Source organism: Lacrimispora algidixylanolytica, from assembly GCF_003609635.1.
Lineage (GTDB): Bacteria > Bacillota > Clostridia > Lachnospirales > Lachnospiraceae > Lacrimispora > Lacrimispora algidixylanolytica.
In genome coordinates, this window is the sequence record NZ_MCIA01000030.1 from 49,178 (window position 1) to 70,963 (window position 21,786).

Here is a 21,786-nt window from a genome sequence, read left to right on the forward strand (position 1 = left end):
TAAAACTAAGTCTCAGAAGAAAAACGGTCTAAGTCCCAGCGAATCTTGCTGCCTCTTTCGCTTTTTTCTACCAGGAGCTTTTTGCCGATCTGCTCTTTTAATTCTGTCACATGGGAGATAATGCCGATGAGTCGTCTCTCCCCTGCCAGTTCTTTTAAGATGCGAACTGACTTCATTCTGGAATCTTCATCAAGAGAGCCAAAGCCCTCATCTATAAAAAGGGCATCCATAGACACATTTCCTGCTGTGCTCTGTATGATATCTGACATACCAAGAGCCATGGAGAGTGCCGCCATAAAGGATTCTCCGCCGGAAAGAGTTTTCACATCTCGTACCTTTCCGGCAACCATACTGTAAACATCAAGGTCAAGGCCCACCTCTCCCTGCTTACCAAGGGAATCCAGCTCTCTGCATTTAAGAAGAAACTGGCCGCCTGTCATATCATTTAACCGCTTATTGGCTGCTTGAATCATCTGATTAAAATACTGACGCTGCACATACGTTTGAAAATCAAGACTGACAGACAGCTTACCATTAGCCGTTTGAAAAAGGTCATGATAAAGCCGGTATTCCTCCTCCAGTTCTTCTTTTTCTTTCCAAAGGCGGTTAAGCGTCTCATAGGATTGCATCATTCTGCTTAAGATCCCCGAAGCCTTTCCTTCCTCTTTTTGAAGCTCCTTCTGCTTCTCAGAAAGTTCTTTTGCCTTTTGTGTCCAGGGCAGTTGATCAATTCTTTCTCTTCCCTTCGTCTGATCTATGTATTGGTTGTAAATGGTACGAAACCTTAATACTTCTTTTTCATAGCCCTCTATATCCCTCTCCCATTTTTCCATGAGTTCAAGGGGTTGTTTTGCCTGAAGATACGCTTCCTCAGATTCAAATCCCATTGTTTTTAATCCTTCATGAAAATCAATGGATGCCTGTTTTGATGCCTTACTTCTGGACTCTAGATTTTCCATCTCAGAAGCATAACGGCCTTTCTTTTCTCTTTCTTCTTCTGAAATACGGCGAAACCTTGCATTCATATTCTCTAACAATGTTGTCTGACGCTCAATCTGGTTACGAAGTGTCACCTTCTCTTCTTCTGCTGTCTTTTCATCTGGATACGGGAGGCGTTCCTCCAACTGCTTGATCTTTTCTATGAAAGCAAAGGCTTTTAACTGATTATCTTGCAGGCTAATTCTCGCCTCTTCTCTCGCAGGCTCCAATTCTTCTAGCATTTTCCGGTCCGTTTTAATGTTGTCTATCAGTTCTTTTAAAATCTTTTCTGCTTCTTTTGCCTCATTTACCTGTTTTCTGATCTGAGTAAGCTGTTCTTGTCCCTTATCTATTTCTTCATCCATGCACCCTTTTAGCTGGTCGAGAGAAAGAGAAGCCTGGAACCACGTTTCTATTTCCATTTGCATCTGCTCTTTTTGATGCTTACAGCTTTCTGCTGCCTTAATGCTTTCCTCTGTTGCCTGGGAAAGTAAAGTTTCGGTCTGAATGCGGTCTACCTTTGCCCGCTCCACCATCTCCTGAGTAACCGCGTCGGGAGAAAGACTTGCCTTTAATGGGTGACTAGAGGAACCACATACAGGACAGGGATCTCCCTCCATCAGATTATCTGCCAAAATGCCAGCCTGATGTGCCAGGAATTGATCATATCGTTCATTGTAAATATGATCGGCCTCCCTATAATTCTTACGGGCCAACATAGTTTTTTCCTGACTCTGCTCCATATGAGCCTGCTGTATTTTGAAAAGGGATAATGACTTTTTAAGGAGCTCTAATCCCTTCTGCCGCTCCTCCTTCTCCTTATTCTCCTGTATCCAGATTGAAAGATGCTCCGCTTTCTCTTCTAGCCCTTTCTGTCTGTCTTCGTGGAGCACAATCCTGTTTTTCCTATTTGTAATATCTAAATAAATCTCGGATAATTTGGCTTCAAGATCCCGCTCCAATGTTTTGATCTCTTTGAAAGCCTTTGTCTCCTCTTTCCATCTAGTATAAAGGGGCATTGCCTCATTAAGCCGGCTAAGATCATTTTGAAGACGAGGAAGTTCTTTCTCTGATGTTTTCTTTTCTTCTTCTAACGCTTTTTCCGCCACGATTAGTGTTTGACTCAGATAATCAAGTTCCTTTTTAAGCTTTTCCGTTCGACTAAATGTTTCTTCCTGTTCTCGTATTTTTTCGGTAAGCTGTCTTGCGACTTCTCCTAATTTTTCAGCAAGCCCAGCTTTTTTTAATTGCTCCCTTTTCTCGTTCCATAATGCTTCTTCCTCTTCCAGCTGCTCCAAACGATTCTTTGCTCCATGAAGACCATCAAAAAGCCGATTGACCTCTTCTGCCAGACTTAGTTGGCTTTTGGTCTCTAAAAACATGGTACCTAATGTTTCCTGCTGTTCACGGAGATTCTCTGCTTTCTCCTGAACCTCGTTAAGTGCCAGATTTAACATATTTCTGATGTCGTCGGTCTTAGTCTCCTTAAATTCCAAGAGCTCCTGCCAAGCTGATCTGTGACTGCTATCCTCCAAAAACTCCATATGACTCAGTTCATGGAAACAAAGCTTTCTGTTATCCTCTAATTTTCCGAAGTAAAGGTTATTCTTTTCCTTTAACTTTAACTGAATCCGACTAAAGATTCCAGTGTTAAAGATTCTTGAAAATATCTCTTTTCGTTCTTTTGAGGAGGCATGAAGAAGCTTTAAATAATCTCCCTGTGCAATCATAGCGATCTGGGAAAACTGGTTCTGATCAACTCCAATGATTTCCTGGATTTTTAAGTTTATATCTCTTAAATTACCAGGATATTCAGATCCATCAGGAAGAAATAAGGAGGCCTTTGCAGGTACCTGCACACCAGTATATTCCCCACTTTTATTCTTCCTTTTGCTCATCCTAAGATAAGTTGGGCTTCTTCTTACCTCATAAATTTCTCCATGTTCTAAAAAGCTTAAGGCAACATAGGTTTCCTCGTCCTCGGGAGCATATTGGCTCCTCATCATAGAGGGCTCTCGCTTTTGGCCGCTTGTTTCTCCAAAAAGAGCAAAGGATACTGCATCAAATATAGTGGTTTTTCCTGCTCCCGTATCTCCGGTGATAAGAAAAACACCATGTCCAACTCGTTCAAAATCCACAGTCTGCGTGCTTCCATAAGAACCAAATGCGGACAGGGTTAAAGTAAGAGGTTTCATAATCCTTCTTCCTCCTTTGCTTCCTGAATGATTTTTTCCATAATATTTTGAGCTCTTTGTGTCATATCATCGTTTCTCACCACTTTGTAAAACTGAAAGAATGCTTCCATGGGATTTAAGACAGGAACTGGCTCTCCCTGGTCTAAAAGCATATTCCTGGTTCTGTCATTGTCTACTCGAAGCTCTAACAGATGATCAAAAACTTCCTCCAAGCGCTCCCGAATTCGATAGGGCTCTTCCTCATCTGTCAAGGTCACACTGACAAAATCATGGCGAGTTTCTTCCGTCACTCTAGAAAGAATCTCAGACAAACTTCCTCGTTCACGTCTTACATCTTGAATGCCCAAAAGAGGAAGAAATGTAAGCTCTACGGCATCTCCTTTTGCATTTAAGGTCACATATGTAATGGATTTTTTATGATGCTCCTCACTCACGGAATACTTATATGGAGTTCCGCAGTAACGAATCGTATCCTTTAAAACCTTTTGAGGTCCATGAATATGGCCCAAGGCCGCATAATCAAAGGAAGAAAGCACAGAGGCATCCACTCGGTCTAACCCTCCTGACATAATGACTGCCTGCTCCGATTCACACGTTTCCGGGTCTTTTCCACCCCCTGCGTAAAACTGATGGGATAAGATGACGTTACGTTCACCTTCTTCTATAGTTTCCCTCTGGAGCACGGCTCTAACTGCCTCTTGGTATCCTTCGGGCTGGTGATCTATGAAGAGCTGCCGGACATATCCGGGCTTAAAAAAGGGCATAAGATAAAAATTCACAGGTCCCCACTCATCTTGTAACACTACTTTTTTTAAATATTCATCCTGACGCTTCGGCGGGAACACAGATAAATGAATGTGATGTTTTTCTAAGAAAGAACCGGCATAGGAAAGACGTTCTGGTGAATCGTGATTTCCTGCTATGATAAGTACGGTGATCTTTGGACTTATCTCAGAAAGTTCACCAAGAAAATCGCCAAACATCGTATATGCCTCTCCAGATGGAACTGTTTTATCATAAATATCACCGCAGATTAAAACAGCATCTGGGTGCAGTGTTTTAGCGTATTCCACGATCTGCTTTAAAACTGCTTCCTGATTCTCCCTTAAACTTTGACCATTTAGTTGCTTTCCAATATGTAGATCTGACAAATGAAAAAACTTCATAGTTCCTTCCTTTCTTTTTTTATCCATATTAGCATGGTTGTCTCCTATTTGAACAGGGACAATAAATAAAATATGTAAATGTTTCAATTAGTAGGAACAGATACTCTCTGCTCTTACTAATTGAAATGGGATTATTTCTGAATGTCAATGATTCTGTTCAGGTAGTCTTCCAGCCCGGGAGTAAAGCTAATCCTTACAATCTCTTCTAATTTACGTGCTTTTTCCATGTCTTCTGGTGATAAGCTGGTGACCGTCACCCCTTTTTGCTTTAATTCTTCATATATTCTTGCTTCTTCCTGCTGTATGGTGGATCGGTTCCAGGCAGATGCCATTCGTCCCGCTTCTATAAGAATGCTTTTATCTTCTTCACTTAATTCATTCCATTTCGCTTCTGACATCAAGACAATTCCTGGGCTAAAGACATGTTCGCTTATTAAATAGTAAGGAGCAACTTCATATAATTCATTGGACAAATAGCCTGTCACGGGGTTTTCCCCTCCCTCAATAACACCATTTTTTAGTGCATCATAAACTTCTCCATAGGGCAGAGGAATCGGACGTGCCTGGAGTGCTGAAAAAGTGTCCATCATTAGAACGGATTCTGGTACACGAATCTTCATTCCTTTTATGTCTTTTAAATTGCGGATCTTCTTTGTTGAAAATATGTTTCGAGCTCCTTCATCGGTATAAAACAGTCCTACCATATTAGCACCTACTTCCGTGCCTTCTGATAAAAAAGCCTGTCCAAGCTCCTTATCCTCTAAGACCTTCCAAAGCCCTTCCCGATTTTCAAAAATATAAGGAAGGCCAAACAGGGTGAGCTTTTTAAATCCGTATCCAGTTAAAGCATTTGTATTTCCACGATACATATCAATATTTCTTCCACCTCTTCGAAGATCCCTTAAAGAAGTTCTTTCATCTCCTAAAGCATGGTTTGGATATATTTCAATCTTTATTCTTCCATTTGATAATTCATCCACATATTCTGCAAACTTATGTCCAGTCTGTGTAACAATGTTATCTTCCCCATTTACTTCTCCATAACGAAATACATATTCTGGTGTATTAGACGGAGTCGCTGCCTTACCAGTTGCCTGGGCCGCCTGAGCTTCGTCTGTTTCCTCAGATGCTTCTGCTGCTTTTGTACCGCTTGAACCAAAATTATAACTACAGCCTGTTAGACTTACTGTTATGGAAGTCACAAGCACTAAAATCAGCGAATGTTTCATGATCAATCCTCCTGTATGGTAATACAGGTAGTCTTTCCATGTATCCACTCATTTATTTGTCTTTTCCATGATTTTATTCATTAAATACGGCTAGAAACCGACTTCCGTATTTATCTACTTTAAACTCACCAACACCGGAGACACTTAACATCGCTTCTTTTGTCTTTGGTTTTACCATAGCCATGTGGGTAAGAGTCTTATCAGAAAATACAATATACGGAGGAACTTTTTCTTCCTTGGCAATCAAAAGACGTAGGGTTCTCAGCTCTTCAAATACCACTTCATCTTCACTGGTAAGCTGAGCTGCTGCACTTGATTTTTTAATCTTTTTCGCAGATTTTTCTTTGGTTGATGATTCTTGTTCCTTGGCCATCTTCATGGTTATAATCTGATTTTCTTCTAGTACACGTTTAGACTTTTCTGTTATCTTTACAATGGCGTACTCATCGTTAGTCACTGCCAGGTAATCATTTAAAAACAAATAATTCATTACTTGTCGAAGCTTATATGTGGGCGTTTTAGAAAGGGTACTGTAATGAGGATTTTCATCCATACGGTAATTTCTTATTTTAACCGTACTGGCGCCATGTACGGTATCCAGAATCACCGTTGTACCGTAGCGCTGTCTGCTTGTTCCTACACAACCAATGAGATGTTTTGAGATATCTGTCACATCCACTGTTTCAAACTGGGTAAGGCAATTGGAACAGTTCCCACAGTAATTATCTCCATATTCCCCAAAATATCGCAGTATGTAGTCTCTCAGGCATTCATTGGTGTAGGAGTAAAAGGTCATCTTTTTAAGTCTGTCCCGATCACGCTCTATCACAAGATTCTTGGTTAATGGGTCCAGTTCCTGGTTATCTTGATTGTTTTCAACAAACATCTGGTTGGTGACCACATCTTGACCACTGTATAAAAGAATACACTCTCCTGGTTCACCGTCTCTTGAACAACGGCCGATTTCCTGATAATAGGATTCCACATTTTTAGGCATATTATAATGAATCACATATCTTACATTGGATTTATCTATCCCCATACCAAATGCATTGGTTGCTACCATGATTGTATTCTTATCATAAATAAAATCGTCTTGATTATTCCGACGCTCTGCATCGCTTAATCCTGCATGGTACCTGGTTACGGAAAATCCGTCTCCTTTTAGCCTGTCGCTGACCTCTTCTACCAACTTTCTGGTCAAGCAATATATGATTCCACACTGTTCTTTGTGGCATTCCACATAGTTTTTAAGTGTCCCGTACTTATCCTTGGGAGCTTGTACTCCCAGATAAAGATTTGGCCTGTCGTAGCCTGTTGAGACTATCACAGGTTCTTGAAGCATAAGAATGTCTATGACGTCTTCACGTACTTCTTCCGTTGCCGTTGCCGTAAATGCGCTGATCACTGGCCTTTCTGGAAGCTTTTCTATAAAATCTACAATTTTTAAATAGCTTGGTCTAAAATCCTGTCCCCATTGAGAAACACAGTGTGCCTCATCCACCGCTATCATAGATATCTTGGTGTGAAGTGCGAAATCTAAAAATTCTTCTGTTGAAAGTCGTTCGGGTGCTACATATATAATGGGGTATCGCCCTTCCCGTGCATAGGCCAGGGCCTTATAATACTGACTGGCAGTCAGAGAACTGTTAAGATATGCGGCATGGATTCCTGCCTGATTAAGTGTTGATACCTGATCTTTCATCAAAGATATCAAAGGAGATATGACCAGTGTGATTCCTTCCATCATAAGAGCTGGAATTTGAAAGCAGAGGGATTTACCGGAACCGGTAGGCATGATACCAAGGGCATCTCTTCCCTTAAGAATCCCATCCATCAGAGGCTCCTGACCCTCCCTAAAGCTGTCATAGCCAAAATAATGCTTTAATACCTGATATTTATCCATATTAAGTTGTTTTTGCTCCTTATCATTTGCTGGTTCTATTATAGCATCTAGTAATGGGTTTTTCTAGTGAACTTAGTGAGGGGATTTATAAAAATATTATTAAAGCAGTGTGAGAATTACAGGTATGGGAAGGAGAATGGTTGGTGATTCACAATTTAATTAAATACTAAACGAGACAATAACTAATATAGTTAATAATTCCATCTATTACTCTCACATAATCTTTGGTATAAGATTATGTAATTTTACAAACTTGTGTAATAAAAATATATATTACTTTTAAATACTTTTAAAGCAAAAAACATATGGTATTTTCATTCGTTATCTACTACAATAGGTCAGTAGGAAATCTTTTGTGGGAATGATTTTTTCTAGTATACCAGATTTATAGATCTTTTATCAAAAATTTTAATTAATTAAAATACTATTGGTTTATTAGCTAGCTGAGAGGGTTTTATCGTTGGCCGATTTTAAGCAGTGATTGAGTAAACACTCTATTTGATAGAGTTTGAAATGAATGATATACAATACACCTGAATTGGAAAGGATTGATTTGATGATGAAAAAATACATAGTTACAGTAATTGGTATCTCTTGGCTCGTAACAGGAATAGTCTTTTTAAATCCGGAAACTGCTTTAAATAATTTTTCTGTTATAATGCTTATTCCGCTTATAATTACTATGATATTTAATAAAGCAGATAATAAAAAATCAAGGAATGATATAAGTATACTAAAAAGGCCATTTAATTTGAAAGCAATGGTGTTTAGCTGCCTTTATCCAATCTTTTTTATTTTAACGTGTGGCTTTCTTGCTGTGCTATTCACACAGGGAGTGATCCATTTACCCGCGAAACCAGTTACCTGGATTGTAACTATACTAGTTACCATTTTTATTGGACTGTTTTCAGCATTAGGGGAAGAATATGGCTGGCGAGGATATTTGTTGCCAAACCTTACGAAACAATATGGGAAAAAGAAAGCAGTTGTCATTACAGGATTGGTATGGGCTCTTTACCACATACCTACTGTATATCTTGTAGCAAGGTTAACCGGGCTGGGTAATCCGCTCCTCGTCTGCGTGGTTCAGGCTGGCGTTGTCTTTTTGTCCAATTTTGCATTTTCATACTGCTACTACTTATCAGGGAGTGTTATTCCAGTAATTATTTATCACTCTATATGGAATACCTTTAATACGGCTTTGTTAGGCAATCTTTATACTGGTAAGGCAGGGATTATAGATGGCAATATTTTTTTGATTAATGGAGAAGGGGTACTGGGGCTTTTACTGGCAATTGTGCCTTTGGTTTTCTTTTGGAGAAAATATGATAATGGAATGGAAAGAGAGAAATGATCTACTGGAATTTACATGTTAAGCTTATCAAAACAAATAAAATCGAAGCGGGGAAGGACAAAAATCCAAACTCCTGAAAGCTCTAAAAGGAGCTGAATGTGTATGTATCCGCAAGAAGATATCATCACCGTCTTGTTTAACATAAATGATATAAAGCCAGACAATCAGAGGAATTACATTTGAAAGAAACGCCATATTTATCCGTCGTTTGTATCATAATTCAGTCACTATCTTCATTATACCCCGAATTTGCTACTTTTGATTTTGCTTGTGCAGCAACCAGCAATTTGACTGAATAAAACTTTTTGCAACATCCTTTCTTTTATATGATCTGGCGGTCAAAAAGAGTAAAAATAACATCAACTCAATTAAAGCTCTGTTTGTTTTAGAAGATGATTTATTTATCCGAATGGATTCTTAATGAAGTTAATTTATTTAAATATATTGACAAATTATAATTTCTTAAAATAATATAGGCATGACAATTATCTGTTTATAACTAGAAATATTTTGTAATAATTCGGTAAATAATGAAACAATAATAGGGCAATTTAAAGCAACTGCATGACTATACTCAAAGCTATCATAGCCTGTTGTTTTATATATTCTATTATCATATAGTACAATATTATATTCTTGAAAACCATCCCCCCCCGGACACTTAGTATATTCTTGCCCTTTAAATGCCCATAATTATCTTCTCAGGTAATTATACAATTATAAGTAATCCTCTGCAGTAGTATTTTTTACTATGCAGAGGATTTCAAAGTATTTTACTTGACTGCTGATCACTCGTATAGCCAAATTAAGCTAGTATCGTTAGGAAATGGTCGCAAATTTTCCAATTTATATCTTTGTACATAAAGTAACTCTTTTTTATACTTTTTTAAAATATCAAGATTAAAATAAGGTATAATTTTAGCCGCTGAATATCTGGCATCGTTTGAATAGTCCTCACTTTCATCTAATAAAATACTTAATATTACTTTAAATAAGCTTTCATCTAAATTATTCACCTTATTCTCTCCTATTCTAAATCTCTGTTAATAATCTTTGTACTTATAACATTACTATTAAATTCTTCTAAAGCGGTATAATCCTTGACAAAACGCCTTCTTTTATAAATTAGCAGTTAAGAGGATTAAGGATGATATTGCTTGAATTGTAACTCAAGGAGTGGTAAAAAATTCACTGCCATTCACAGTTATGCTATTCTTAAATCATTTGTATTTAAATTCAAAAAAGAAAAGCATTAAGGCTAGGCAATTTTACTTGATGTGTTCATTCTGACACTTATCAACATATTCCGTAAATAGTAAATCCCTATAAAAAATTATAACTTAAATGCACCACGATATCTAACATTATCGCAGTGCATTTAAGTATCTAGTCAAGAATTATACTATCTTCTCTTCTGGTACTTTTAATTCACCTTAACGTTCTACCATATTTTCTATATCTGATAAGTCATCATTGTCAAGTTCTCCTTCCATATATATTTTGTATTTTTCAATATATTCTTTTAACGCATGTTTAAACCCTAGCTTATATAATAAAAGCCATGAGTGATGAAATACTGCATTATCATCTCTATTACGGTCTGTATAGAAATTGATTAATTCTATTATCTTGTCTTTCCACTTTTTTTTACTTAAATGATTCAAGGCAATTCCTGCCCACCCAGCGCACTCCTCATGTCCAGTTATTGCGATTTCAACAACCTCTTCTAGAACTAATTCAATCGAATCTGTAAAGATATAACCCTCTCCCATCATTCGTACTACTGATAATTGACTAAGTAAATCTGTCTCTTCTAATGCTTTTCTTAAATCATTTTTCTTTTTATTTTTCTCTACATTATTATTGTAATAGAAAGATGTACTTTCAAATTCTGCTTTTTTTTCTAAAAATTCTTTCCATTCTCGTGAATAATTCATTTCCATATTTACCTCACTATCTCTTCTTTTCTCCTTTTTCCCATGGCATAGATTGGTATAATCCATTAAATTCATCAACGGTTATATCTCTTGTAGGGTATATCGTAGAATGACCTATTGCATGTCCGCCCGGCACTTTATCTTTGCCATCATATACTATTGATAAACCTTCTGGTAGTTTTGTTCCCTCTGGAACTTTATATATAGTACCTGTTAATGGTGTATCATATGGATCTGCACAAACTGATTTTCCTTTAGGTAATGGTGGAGATTGAGCATTAACCACATCACTCCCACTTTCTACTCCAAAATCTTTACCGGGTCTCGCATCGCCTGGCTTAGTTGCATTTCCAAATACATAGGTATCAGTTGGAACAGTATTATTATCGCCTGAATCCTTAGTGGTAGTCTTATCATCATCTTTACAATTTTGAGAATTTTGAGTCTTTTTCATATACCCACTAGGATCATAATAATTCACCGGATTATTTCCACAATAAGCATAAAGATTCAGCCCATCCCCCCGGTAAACATCCTCTTGGAAGAAACGCCCTACAACCGGATTATAAAATCTAGCCCTCAGATAATACTGCCCTGTTTCCTGATCATATTGTTGACCTGTATACAGGATCCGATTCTTAATCTCTTCTGACTTTCTTCGTATAGCACCAAAGGCATCATATTCATAGAAGCTCTCAATTTCCCCACTAGCCCCTGTTACATACGAAGTACTGTTTTGTTCATCCAGATGGTATGTATGCAGACCTGCTACATCATTTCTCTCAATTCCTGCAACGCCATACCCAAGAATATATCTAGTGCTTACAGACTCATCCTCATCTGTCTCGGCTTGCAACTCTCCATTATAATAAACGAAGCGAGACACATTCCCATTAACACTTGTCCCAGCTCTTAAAAACTCTCCATCATAAAAATTCTCTAAATGGAACTCTTCTCCCATCACTTCCGTCTGCTGACCAAACGGATTATATCCATACCTCCTTTTATCTCCATCTCCCAGTTCTTACAGAAGATTTCCAAAGCAAAGAGAAGGAATTGCTTGGAAGTTACATTAATTTCCTAATAAGGCAATTTGCTTTGGAAGAAACTTCTATCTATCAACAAGGATTTATGGATGGTGTGAAGCTGTTAAAATACATTGGCAAATTATAATTCTCCATAAATATTAAAATCGGCATGATGAATTATCTCTTTTCTAATCCTAATCACCATGCCGATATTTATTTAATTTATTAAAAGCACTTAGTTTAAATCATAAGCATCTCCATGCATTGAGAAACTTGGATTATCCTTCCAGAAAAAATAATCTCCTTTATAATTAAATATATTATTTAATAATTCTGTAAAGGACAAATCAATAATAGGACAATTACCTGCAACAGCATGACTGTATTCAAAACTTTCATAACATCTGCCAAGTCTAGATGGATCACAGTCTATTGAAATGTAATTACCATCTTCCGCATCTGCAATTAGATACCATGAAGAGGAAATATCTTCTTCACATTCCTCTCCCACTAATATAGGATTAGCCTGTTTCACATTAATTGGAGATAATATTTCAATGGGAAAACCTCCATATTCAATATAACACACTATTCCACCACATATACTATAGAATTCTTTCATATCATCCGGTAATACGTGCCCATTATTAAGTGTTGGATAACCACAGGGATCTTTAACCTCAAAATTATTATCTTTCTTAAATTCAAATATAATTTCTTTAATATCCATCTCAACCTCCAGTTACAAAAATATCAAATAATTCAAAATATTCATTCCTCACATTTTGAGGAACTTTTGCTGCATTAAACATATCATTGGTAAGTTTCATTGCATCCGTTTTTGGCACATTAGTCCAATCTGGAGATACTCCCACTGGTTTACCATAATTTTCCCTTAGCCATTCACGATAAACTTCTTTTGTGACTCCATGAGTTTCTGGAGTTAATAATACGGTTGGTGCATTCTTTTTAGTATATCCTGGAATGTTATGTTCTGCCCATTCATTTAGAACACCATGATGTTTCTCATAGCCTGTTGTTTTATATTTTCTGTTATCATACGGAACAATATCATATTCTTGATAACCTTCTACCCTCGAACCCTTAGTGGTAGTCTTATCATCATCTTTACAATTTTGAGTCTTTTTCTTATACCCACTAGGATCATAATAATTCACCGGATTATTCCCGCAATAAGCATAAAGATTCAGCCCATCCCCTCGGTAAACATCCTCTTGGAAGAAACGCCCTACAACCGGATTATAAAATCTTGCCCTCAGATAATACTGCCCTGTTTCCTGATCATATTGTTGACCTGTATACAGGATCCGATTCTTAATCTCTTCTGACTTCCTTCGTATAGCACCAAAGGCATCATATTCATAGAAGCTTTCAACTTCCCCACTAGCCCCTGTTACATACGAAGTACTGTTTTGTTCATCCAGATGGTATGTATGCAGACCTGCTACATCATTTCTCTCAATTCCTGCAACACCATAACCAAGAATATACCTGGTGCTTACAGACTCATCCTCATCTGTCTCGGCTTGCAGTTCTCCATTATAATAAATGAAGCGAGAGACCTTCCCATTGACACTTGTCCCAGCTCGTAGAAACTCTCCATCATAAAAATTCTCTAAATGGAAATCTTCCCCCATCACTACCGTCTGCTGACCAAACGGATTGTATTCATACCTCCTTTTATCTCCATCTCCCAGTTCTTCCAGAAGATTTCCCTGCTTATCATATTCGTAAGTCCAGCCTTTTCCTTGTATCTTTCTTTCGGTTAGCTGATTTCTTCTATTATAGCAGTACGTTTCTTTCCCTGCAACAGACTCCTTCTCGATACGGTTGCCGCAGAGATCATATTCATAAAAAGTATCTTCTTCATCATAGCTTTCTCTGGTTAATCGGTTCAGGGCATCATATCCATAACCAATTCTAGTTTCGGATGCAACCTCTTTTATACCAGCGACAGCTTTTGTTCCCACACCTTCTGCTAATGTGCAAGGAACTACCCGCATACCGCCTTTTGCAATCCGATTTCCATTTAAATCATATTCATACTGGAAATCAAACAGTGACTGGCTTTCGCTCACAAAAGTTGCTAACCGACTAATATTTCCATCTGTATCATATTCATAAATGGTTCTCAATCCATTCTGATGGTGAATGGATTTTAATTTCCCATCAGGCCAGTGGTCGTATTCCACAATTTTAGCATTGCCTTCCCCACTGATAAGGCTTAAATTGCCTCTCCAGTCATATCCATAGTGCAATGTTTTGCCACTGATATCTGTTAGAGTCTCTAAAGCACCATTCTTGTCATAAGTACAAGAAAGAAGAGGACGCCCGGAGGAAGATTTTTTTAGTAGCTTACCGTCAGGTCGGTATTCATATGAATAACTAAATCCGCCTGAAACCGCTTTTTTCTTCATGCCAAAGGTATCATACTCCCAGCATCTGGTTATTTGCTTCTCTCCATTCTTATCACAGCCAGTCTCGTATACAGGATTTCCATCCACGTTATAAGAGGTTTTTACCAGATTTCCATTTCGGTCGGTGTGTTGCACTCTTCTGCCTTCCCTGTCATATCGGAAGGTCTCGCTGTTTCCATCTTGGTCAACGATTTCGCAAACCTTACCCTGGCTGTTATATCTGTAGGTGATGACTCCACCATTGGCATCCGTTGTGGTTGTTACCAGCCCGCTGTTGTTGTAAGTGTATTTCTCACTTCCACCATCTCCATTGTGTATGCCGCAGATTCTTCCCCAGCTATCAATGTCATAGTCAGTGCTGTTTTGGTTGCCATCTAACACTCCAATTATCCGGCCGTTTGAATCATATGTATAAGCCTGGGCAGATTTTCCTTGCTTATTGCTCCTTTTGGTATAGATTTCGGTTTCCAATCCATGAACTCCGTACTGATAGGAGAACTCATTTCCCCCTGCCACCTGTTTTTTAGAAATACTTCCATCTGAAAGATATTGATTCTCTTCCAGAACAGTCCCGGCTCCATTGGTTTTCGACAGCAGATTTCCATAGCAATCGTAGGAATAAAGTAAGCTATTTTCTAATTTAGACGTTTCCTCTCCGCTTGGAAGGATTTCCTTTTCCAGACAGTCATTCTTGTCATATTGATAGAGGAAAACTGGTCCCAAACAATCTTTTGCATTGACAATGCGATCCTTCAAATCATAATCATAGGTTACTTCCCAGATTTCTCCACCTTTTCCCTGCCTGGAGATCCTAGTAATATTACCGGCTTGATCGTAGGTAACAGAGCTTGAGCGATCTATGCCATTTTGACCATCAAAAATCCGCTCTAAGCATAGTCGATCACAGGAATCATATTCTCGGAATATTTCGTATCCCTCTGGTGTTTTTATGTAGATACGATTTCCATTTTCATCGTAGGTATAGCTGGTAATGGCGTACTTCGCCTCTCCCGTTTCCGGAGTTAACCCACTGTCTAATTCTTCCTTTACTTCTGTAAGTCTTCCGGCTTTGTCATACTTATAGTGAATAATCTGGCGAATCCCATCTGAAATGACTTTTTCTTCATATATCTTTTTTCCTTGTACATCATAGGAAAAACGAATCACAGCTCCAAGGCCATCTTCCACAGAAATCAAACGGTCTCTTTTATCATAAGAGTATTTTAACCGAAGTTCACTGCCTCCATCCTCCTTTTGCTGACCGTCAAGACTCCAATACCCACCTCTGCGGTACTCGGTGATTTTGTTTCCATTGGCATCATAATTATAGGTGGTTCTTTGGTATAATACCTCCTGTTCCTCTTCCTTTGCAGGCCGCAGGGTTTCTTGAAGCTGCCCCTTAAGATCGTAAGAATACCAGGTGGTACGTCCCATGGAATCAGTCATTCTCGTGGGATTTCCCAAAAGGTCATAGGTGTATTCTGCCTGAACACTGCCATCGGGGCCAGTAACTCGCTCCAGATGTTCTGCATCATCATATATATACTGCCAACCGGCACCATCATCTTTTGCAGGATCATAGGATTCTGGGAGAATGTGTTTAATCCGGTTCCCATTGGCATCATAGAAGATCCGCTCACAACCTCCATCCGGATAACGAATCCGAATCTGATTTGAGTCACTATCATACTCATAGGAGATGCCTTCCCCATCGTCAGCATCAATTTTGTATGAATTTGGATGTATCTTCTTTAAAACCTTTCCCTCACCATCAAGAATCTGCCTGTCATGACTGCCATCAGGACGGCGGGTATCAATCCTTCGATCCAGAAAATCATACTGGTAAGTATACTCTCCCTTTTGATGTTTCCAGGCTTTTGGGGGGTACATTGCTAATAGCCGTCCCATTCCATCGTACAGATAACGGGATTCATTTCCTTCCCCATCTCTTACCACAGTGCGATAATTCTTTGCATTGTAGCCGTATTCCCTTCTACCGCATCCATCTTCTTCTGCCATGAGGCGTCCCATTGCATCGTATTCAAAATGGACTTCTTCTCCGTCAGGGAACACTATGGTAGAAGGCTTTCCACAATGATCGGTGTAAGAATATCTGGTGATTTTTCCTAAGGGATCCGTTTCCTCTAAAAGCCTTCCCCTCCGGTCATGTAGGTAGGAATGAATAATCCAGCCTTCATTCTCTGAATGCCACTCTTTTTCTGTTATGAGGTTATGGTTTCTATCGTATTCATAGACAAATTTTCGTCTGGCATTATCACTTTTTTTCACCAGATCACCGGCTTCGTCGTATTGATAGACAATATTTAGCCAGCCTGGTTTATTTTCCTTCGTAATACGACCTTCTTCGTCATAAGACCACTCCGTTTTATGACCCAAGCGGTCGGTTTCACTGATTCGGTCGCCATTTTCATTGTACTGGAAAAGAGCCTTTGTTCCATCTTCATAAGCTACGGAAAGAATTTGCATTTCTTTTCCATAAAGATAGGTGACGGTTTGGTTTCCTACGCTGCTGTATATAATAACCTTTCGTTCCTCTTCTAGGTACTCAGCTTTATAAAAATCTCCATTTGCCAAGGTCTGGTGTATCATCCTGCCAGCTTCATCATATCGGTTCTCCAGATACATTACCTTTGCCTGATCCACCGCTTTTGTTAAATATCCATTCCCATCGTATTCGTAATGGGTGACCCCATAATCCATATGTACCACATCAGACAATCGACCGTCTTCATATCGGTACTGCATGGTTCTGCCTAAGGTATCGGTTAACTGTATCAACCGCCCTTCTCTTAATGTGACGTTTATCTGATAATTAAGAGCAGTTGTGATTGCTTCCAGATTTTCACCATAATAGGAAAAAGTTAGAGCCTGTCCATTTTTATCTGTTATGGACTGAAGAAGACCATTTGGTGAGTAGTGGTAGCTCTGATGCTTCTTTTTATCCCTAACGACCCATTCCTCATGATCCTTTATTAGTTCAAACCAACTGCATCCATAGGTAGTATTTCGTGCTTTTTCCCCATCCCATTCAAAGATGAGATGCTGACCATTCTCTAATATAACATGGCGTTTGTTTCCATCCTGATAGAGCTTACCTTCATAAGCAAATGTCCAGCCTGGCCCCATAATTCCTTCCTGTTTCACAGTGGAATTATATCTTCGCTCCAGTCTGATTGCCTCTTGAATATCTGGAATGATAAAATCCGAAGCTGTAATAAGAAATGCGCCGGAAACAGCATCAACCGGTTCCCCAAAGAACTGGGCAAGACCGCTTGTTATAAAGTTTTCTTTTAATGATCCAAGGACATCCACTTTTCTATTTGGCAAGGTAGCATCCACCGCAACATCTACAGCGGTTCCATAGACAGTCTGCACTCCTACACCAACCACCTTTTTTACAACGGGAGTTTTGGCAAAGCTCTGGGCCTTCCCCATTATGGCATTGCCCGTACCTCCCTTAAACATACCAAGAGCTGCATTAAAGGCCATATCCTTCACATTCACCCTGCCAGAAATCTGATATTCATTGATAGCACCAAATAAAACAGAACCTCCCATTTGAGTGACCAGATTGGCCACCTGAGATTTGGGACACATTAGTTTACTGAACTTTCCAATTTGGGCAACATTTTTAAGGGCCTTCCCACTGACCACATCGAATACGATATCCGTTATTGTAGAGGCAAAATTGTAGGCGTCCTCATTTCCCATAAATATGGTATCTCGTATGAAGTTGGAGGGCCTTGAAGCATCTAAGTTATTGACCTTACTATAACCATCTAGACCTTCTGCCATGTCTGAAACTGCAAATGCCGCTTTTACGCCTGCTGCCACCAATAATGGTGCGGTAGCGCCACCAGTACATACGGTTAGGGCGGTAAGGCCTACTACCGTAGCAATACTCAAAACACCGGTTAAGAATTTCTTTTTGCTTTTCTGTTTGTTTTCAATCAGAGTATTGGTCAGCTCTGCATTCTGTGCATCACGGCTGGCAGCATCATTTTTTGTCAGCTCTGCTTCTATTTCTGAAGCTGATGGAACTGCTTGTGGGTGAGAATCCGCTTTATGGGTGATAAGGGTAGATTTCACATCGGTTTTTTCCTCCATGGTAATCATATCATCACCACCGTCACCTACCTGAAGAACCACCTTATTCTCTCCGGAAATCATCAGATTCCGAACCGGTTTATCTCCTCCGGCCATCAATCCCTTCTGGGTTTTGATATTGATATCTTTTCCTGTTAAGGACATAAACCCAGCCTTATTTAAGCTTAACAAAATACTACCGCTGGAGTCAGGCGCATAACTTAAATAATCCTTGGTCATGTCCATGGCACTTCCGCTTGGATCTGAGAATTGCTTGTTATCAGGGTTTTTGCTCCCACCGCCTCCCAAGCCGCTTCCAATGGCATGAACTGCTATGGCACTCTGTTCGTCATGCTCTGGAAAATAAATATGTACCTGGCTTCCTTCTACTGGCATGCAGTAAAAACTGCTGCTTTCTATGGCATAAGTAAAGTATTTCATTTGAGCTGCCGGCTCATAAACAGGATCAATATCAAAATGTACCCGGATTCTGTTTCCGTTTCGTTCCTTTACCGTTGCAGGAATACTCATACCGTATATCCGGGGATTTTTTTCTTTTTCCCTTTTTAATCCTTCTCTTCTAGAAAGCGTATATTCATAGACCAGCTCTCCTTTTAGAGTATAAAGCTCCATTCCAATCACAATAGCTGAGATCTTATTTAAGGTAACTGTTTCCCCCATTTGAAGAAATGTTCGAGTTTGGATGCACCACTGGGAAGCTTCCTGGGATAGAACACTTTGAGGCCTCAATACTTTTGTATAATGGGCCATGTTTTTATTTAACACATAATCATCTTTGCGAAGTCTTGTCCCAATATTAATATCTGGAATGCCAAAGTAAACTTTTCCGCAGTCGCTTTTGGCATCTACCATCAGATACGTTCCAAAATGACTGGCAAGCCTGCGAAGAAACACCCAGTCACTTTCTTCATACTGTAACAACAATTCAGGAATGACACCATCACAACCAGCCTCTGACTTAATATCATATCTCCCGTAATCTTTCAGGACCTTTCCTGCGACTTCCATATACGTCATATTGCCGTCTAAGAAACTCCTACTTTTTTCTTTCCGGTCCCAGTCTTTTGTATAGGAGCACGCCTCAAGATAAAGATAGGGCAGTCCCTGCTCCAGCTTGGTATAAACAGTTTCAATCTTACCTTGAAATACTGTTTGTCCCCCTGAATGCTCTTTTTCCCTGACGACCACAGGTACAACTGAAGCCATGTTTACGAATTGTTCTGCCATTTCACCATTTACCAGCATTTTCATCGTAAGAATTACGTGGCTGTTTAATTCCTGAGTGAGCCGGAATGTCTCTACCTGGATGATGCCTTCCAGTGAGAGTTCTATTTCCAATTCCTTATAAGCCAATATCATATCTCATTCCCCCCTTTTCATGAGGTAACCGTTCATTTGTATCGAATAATCCTGCCTCAATCTATTATTAACTCCCAGCCTCCGGCTGTCCCGATTCAACAATCTCGATTTCTCCCCCATACATGCAATAGAGTCTGGCTCCCCCCATCAAAGGGCGCTGGCTCTCGGTTTCTACTCCCTCTTGTCCGTGATCCCACTCCTGGGCGATAATGTTGGGAGTACAGACTCCAACTACTTGAGGTGTTTCAGTGCTTTTGGGCTCCTCTTTCTTTTTTTTCTTCTTACCTCCGGTAAAAAAGTTCATAACTTTGTCCGTAAATGTTTCAGGGCAGGCTTCATCCACAGCTTTTTGTACCTTTTCAGCCTCTTCCTTGGTGCTTGGATTCTCCATGCTGTAACAGCCGCCAAAGCAGATTACATTGGCGCCTCCAAGGCAGTCTTTGATTGTCATTTGCGCTTGTCCCCTCAAAAAAACTCCATGCGTCTCAGGAAGAACCACATTACTGGGCCTCATGCCCATGGTGCAGGTAGAACAAGCACCATGTACGACAAAGGTATCGTTTAATTCTGCCATGCTCCCACCTCCACTTCCTTCCAGACAATCCCCATTACATTTCTCCGCATTAAGCTCTCTGCCACTTCAAGGCTAATCAAAGGATTTGGAAAACGCTTATCATTTAACAAAAATACTTTGTGATCTCCTATTTTTACCGGATCAAGAACGAGACGCTTTATACTTCCATTGGTATAAAACTCCGTCTCTTCTGAAAATGCATCAAACCGTTCCAAAAGCAAATGATGATAAATCCAAATCGTTTTTCTTTCCTTATGCGTGATGGTAACCGTCTTAAACACCATGTCATCTTCATAAACATCAAACACCTTTTTTACCTTATCTGATACCAGATAGACAGGACTTTGAATAAAATCTGGGGCAGCCTCTCCGCTGTCCTTTTCCAGATACATCATGGTAGATTCCTGAAGGTTTCCCCCATCCTCTTTATAAAAAATATGTCTGGGACCGGAGATATCAAAATCCCGGAAACGGATCTGATCCTGCAGGCTTTTATCTTGTTCTATGGTAAAAAATCTCATCCGTTTGCCCTCCTGTCGATCAAGATAGTCTGAAGCTGTTCTGGTTCCATATGTAAAAAGGGAATGTCCTTTTCTAAAAAAATGGAGTTGGATAAGTCTGCTCCCGTAAAATCGTTATCCTCCCATCTGCAGTTAACGAAATCTGCCTGACGGATTACAGCATTTTGAAAGCTACACCTCTTAATGACACAGTCCTTGAAACGGGTTCCGGAAAGGTTGGTGTTATCAAACGATATTTGCGTTAATGTACAATTTTCAAACTGATTGAATAATAGCAATTTATTGCTGCATTCTGAATCAAGGATTTCCATTTCATACCAATACTTGGAAATAAGAACTTCTTCATGCTCTCTGGATAGTCGAAGTGCCCGTTCCCAGTCTTTTTGACTCTTTTTCTCCCTGTCCACAAAGGCAATCAAATCACTGGAATCCCGATATTCACCCCAATAGATTCCCCAGGTCTTTAGCTTTGGTATCTCTATAAAATCAGTATTCTCTTCCATGTCACGGAATAAAAAGCGAAGTTCTCCTGCAAGAATTTGATTCCACTCCATGGCGTTATCCTGCAATATCTCAGTGATGTCATACTGGTTGACCTTACCCATATATTTTCCAGCATCAAGAGTAAGCTTTTCTTTCATATCCTCCGCGATAGAAAAAAGAAATTCTAGGGAAAACCCGATTTCTGCCGGTTCTGTATCCATGTACCATCTTGCATCCATAGCCTGAACCAAAAAACGGTATTTTCCGCTAAGTAGGTCCATACGCAAAAGAGAAAAATGAAAAAACATGATTTCCTCTTTATCAAGCCTTAAGATATCCTCTTTCAGTTCTCTGACTGCCCCCCGTATTACTTTGGCAAGTTCTTCTGACTGCTCCTGAATCTTTTTGTAAAACTCAAGCTTTTTCTCTTCCAGATATTCTTTCTCTTCTTCGAAAAATCGCTTTCTCGCTTCCTGTCTTGTCATAGTTC

Annotated in this window: 13 protein-coding genes; 1 reads left to right on the plus strand and 12 read right to left on the minus strand. The window is 39.4% G+C overall.

The genetic code is table 11. The features are described 5' to 3' along the window. Positions 1 to 5 precede the first annotated feature (5 nt). The 4 genes from BET01_RS14205 to recQ form a co-directional block, all read right to left on the minus strand. Positions 6 to 3,173: an AAA family ATPase gene (locus BET01_RS14205; RefSeq protein WP_120197467.1), complete on the minus strand. Its 3,168-nt coding sequence runs from the start codon at positions 3,171 to 3,173 to the stop codon at positions 6 to 8. Next, positions 3,170 to 4,339, minus strand: a complete 1,170-nt coding sequence (locus BET01_RS14210) for an exonuclease SbcCD subunit D (protein ID WP_120197629.1) — start codon at positions 4,337 to 4,339, stop codon at positions 3,170 to 3,172. Before BET01_RS14210 ends, BET01_RS14205 begins: the two co-directional genes overlap by 4 nt. Positions 4,340 to 4,470: 131 nt before the next feature. After that, on the minus strand, positions 4,471 to 5,568 hold the full coding sequence (locus tag BET01_RS14215; protein ID WP_120197468.1) for a TRAP transporter substrate-binding protein: 1,098 nt from the start codon (positions 5,566 to 5,568) through the stop codon (positions 4,471 to 4,473). Positions 5,569 to 5,641: 73 nt separating this feature from the next. Beyond that, positions 5,642 to 7,474, minus strand: a complete 1,833-nt coding sequence (gene recQ / locus BET01_RS14220) for a DNA helicase RecQ (RefSeq protein WP_120197469.1) — start codon at positions 7,472 to 7,474, stop codon at positions 5,642 to 5,644. 556 nt (positions 7,475 to 8,030) lie between these two features. Between recQ and BET01_RS14225 the strand changes: the two genes are divergently transcribed. Next, positions 8,031 to 8,828, plus strand: a complete 798-nt coding sequence (locus BET01_RS14225) for a CPBP family intramembrane glutamic endopeptidase (protein ID WP_158585072.1) — start codon at positions 8,031 to 8,033, stop codon at positions 8,826 to 8,828. 788 nt (positions 8,829 to 9,616) lie between these two features. Here BET01_RS14225 and BET01_RS14230 read toward each other — a convergent pair. From BET01_RS14230 to BET01_RS14265, 8 genes are all read right to left on the minus strand, one after another. Further along, complete coding sequence (locus BET01_RS14230) at positions 9,617 to 9,844, minus strand: hypothetical protein (RefSeq protein ID WP_120197471.1); 228 nt, start codon at positions 9,842 to 9,844, stop codon at positions 9,617 to 9,619. A 417-nt stretch (positions 9,845 to 10,261) separates the two neighbouring features. After that, complete coding sequence (locus BET01_RS14235) at positions 10,262 to 10,840, minus strand: hypothetical protein (RefSeq protein ID WP_120197472.1); 579 nt, start codon at positions 10,838 to 10,840, stop codon at positions 10,262 to 10,264. Continuing rightward, positions 10,782 to 11,726, minus strand: a complete 945-nt coding sequence (locus BET01_RS14240; protein ID WP_120197630.1) for an RHS repeat-associated core domain-containing protein — start codon at positions 11,724 to 11,726, stop codon at positions 10,782 to 10,784. The genes BET01_RS14235 and BET01_RS14240 overlap by 59 nt, the downstream gene beginning before the upstream one ends. A 302-nt stretch (positions 11,727 to 12,028) precedes the next feature. Further along, a complete protein-coding gene (locus tag BET01_RS14245; protein ID WP_120197473.1) occupies positions 12,029 to 12,523 on the minus strand; it encodes an SMI1/KNR4 family protein in 495 nt (164 codons plus the stop codon). 1 nt (position 12,524) lies between these two features. After that, complete coding sequence (locus BET01_RS14250) at positions 12,525 to 19,718, minus strand: RHS repeat-associated core domain-containing protein (RefSeq protein ID WP_120197474.1); 7,194 nt, start codon at positions 19,716 to 19,718, stop codon at positions 12,525 to 12,527. A gap of 67 nt (positions 19,719 to 19,785) precedes the next feature. Further along, positions 19,786 to 20,292 (minus strand): DUF4280 domain-containing protein, encoded by a 507-nt coding sequence (locus BET01_RS14255; RefSeq protein WP_120197475.1) that lies wholly within the window; start codon positions 20,290 to 20,292, stop codon positions 19,786 to 19,788. Next, positions 20,280 to 20,813 carry a hypothetical protein gene (locus BET01_RS14260; protein WP_120197476.1) on the minus strand — a complete coding sequence of 178 codons (534 nt, stop codon included), beginning with the start codon at positions 20,811 to 20,813 and terminating at the stop codon, positions 20,280 to 20,282. Before BET01_RS14260 ends, BET01_RS14255 begins: the two co-directional genes overlap by 13 nt. Next, entirely contained in the window at positions 20,810 to 21,781 is a 972-nt protein-coding gene (locus BET01_RS14265) for a pentapeptide repeat-containing protein (RefSeq protein WP_120197477.1), read from the minus strand. Before BET01_RS14265 ends, BET01_RS14260 begins: the two co-directional genes overlap by 4 nt. Between the last annotated feature and the right edge of the window lie 5 nt (positions 21,782 to 21,786).

What these genes read in the sequence shown, in the direction of transcription:
- BET01_RS14205 (WP_120197467.1), bottom strand. Translation starts at nt 3,173, where the DNA reads ATGAAACCTCTTACTTTAACCCTGTCCGCATTTGGTTCTTATGGAAGC.
- BET01_RS14210 (WP_120197629.1), bottom strand. Translation starts at nt 4,339, where the DNA reads ATGAAGTTTTTTCATTTGTCAGATCTACATATTGGAAAGCAACTAAAT.
- BET01_RS14215 (WP_120197468.1), bottom strand. Translation starts at nt 5,568, where the DNA reads ATGAAACATTCGCTGATTTTAGTGCTTGTGACTTCCATAACAGTAAGT.
- recQ (WP_120197469.1), bottom strand. Translation starts at nt 7,474, where the DNA reads ATGGATAAATATCAGGTATTAAAGCATTATTTTGGCTATGACAGCTTT.
- BET01_RS14225 (WP_158585072.1), top strand. Translation starts at nt 8,031, where the DNA reads ATGATGAAAAAATACATAGTTACAGTAATTGGTATCTCTTGGCTCGTA.
- BET01_RS14235 (WP_120197472.1), bottom strand. Translation starts at nt 10,840, where the DNA reads ATGAATTTAATGGATTATACCAATCTATGCCATGGGAAAAAGGAGAAA.
- BET01_RS14240 (WP_120197630.1), bottom strand. Translation starts at nt 11,726, where the DNA reads ATGGGAGAAGAGTTCCATTTAGAGAATTTTTATGATGGAGAGTTTTTA.
- BET01_RS14245 (WP_120197473.1), bottom strand. Translation starts at nt 12,523, where the DNA reads ATGGATATTAAAGAAATTATATTTGAATTTAAGAAAGATAATAATTTT.
- BET01_RS14250 (WP_120197474.1), bottom strand. Translation starts at nt 19,718, where the DNA reads ATGATATTGGCTTATAAGGAATTGGAAATAGAACTCTCACTGGAAGGC.
- BET01_RS14255 (WP_120197475.1), bottom strand. Translation starts at nt 20,292, where the DNA reads ATGGCAGAATTAAACGATACCTTTGTCGTACATGGTGCTTGTTCTACC.
- BET01_RS14260 (WP_120197476.1), bottom strand. Translation starts at nt 20,813, where the DNA reads ATGAGATTTTTTACCATAGAACAAGATAAAAGCCTGCAGGATCAGATC.
- BET01_RS14265 (WP_120197477.1), bottom strand. Translation starts at nt 21,781, where the DNA reads ATGACAAGACAGGAAGCGAGAAAGCGATTTTTCGAAGAAGAGAAAGAA.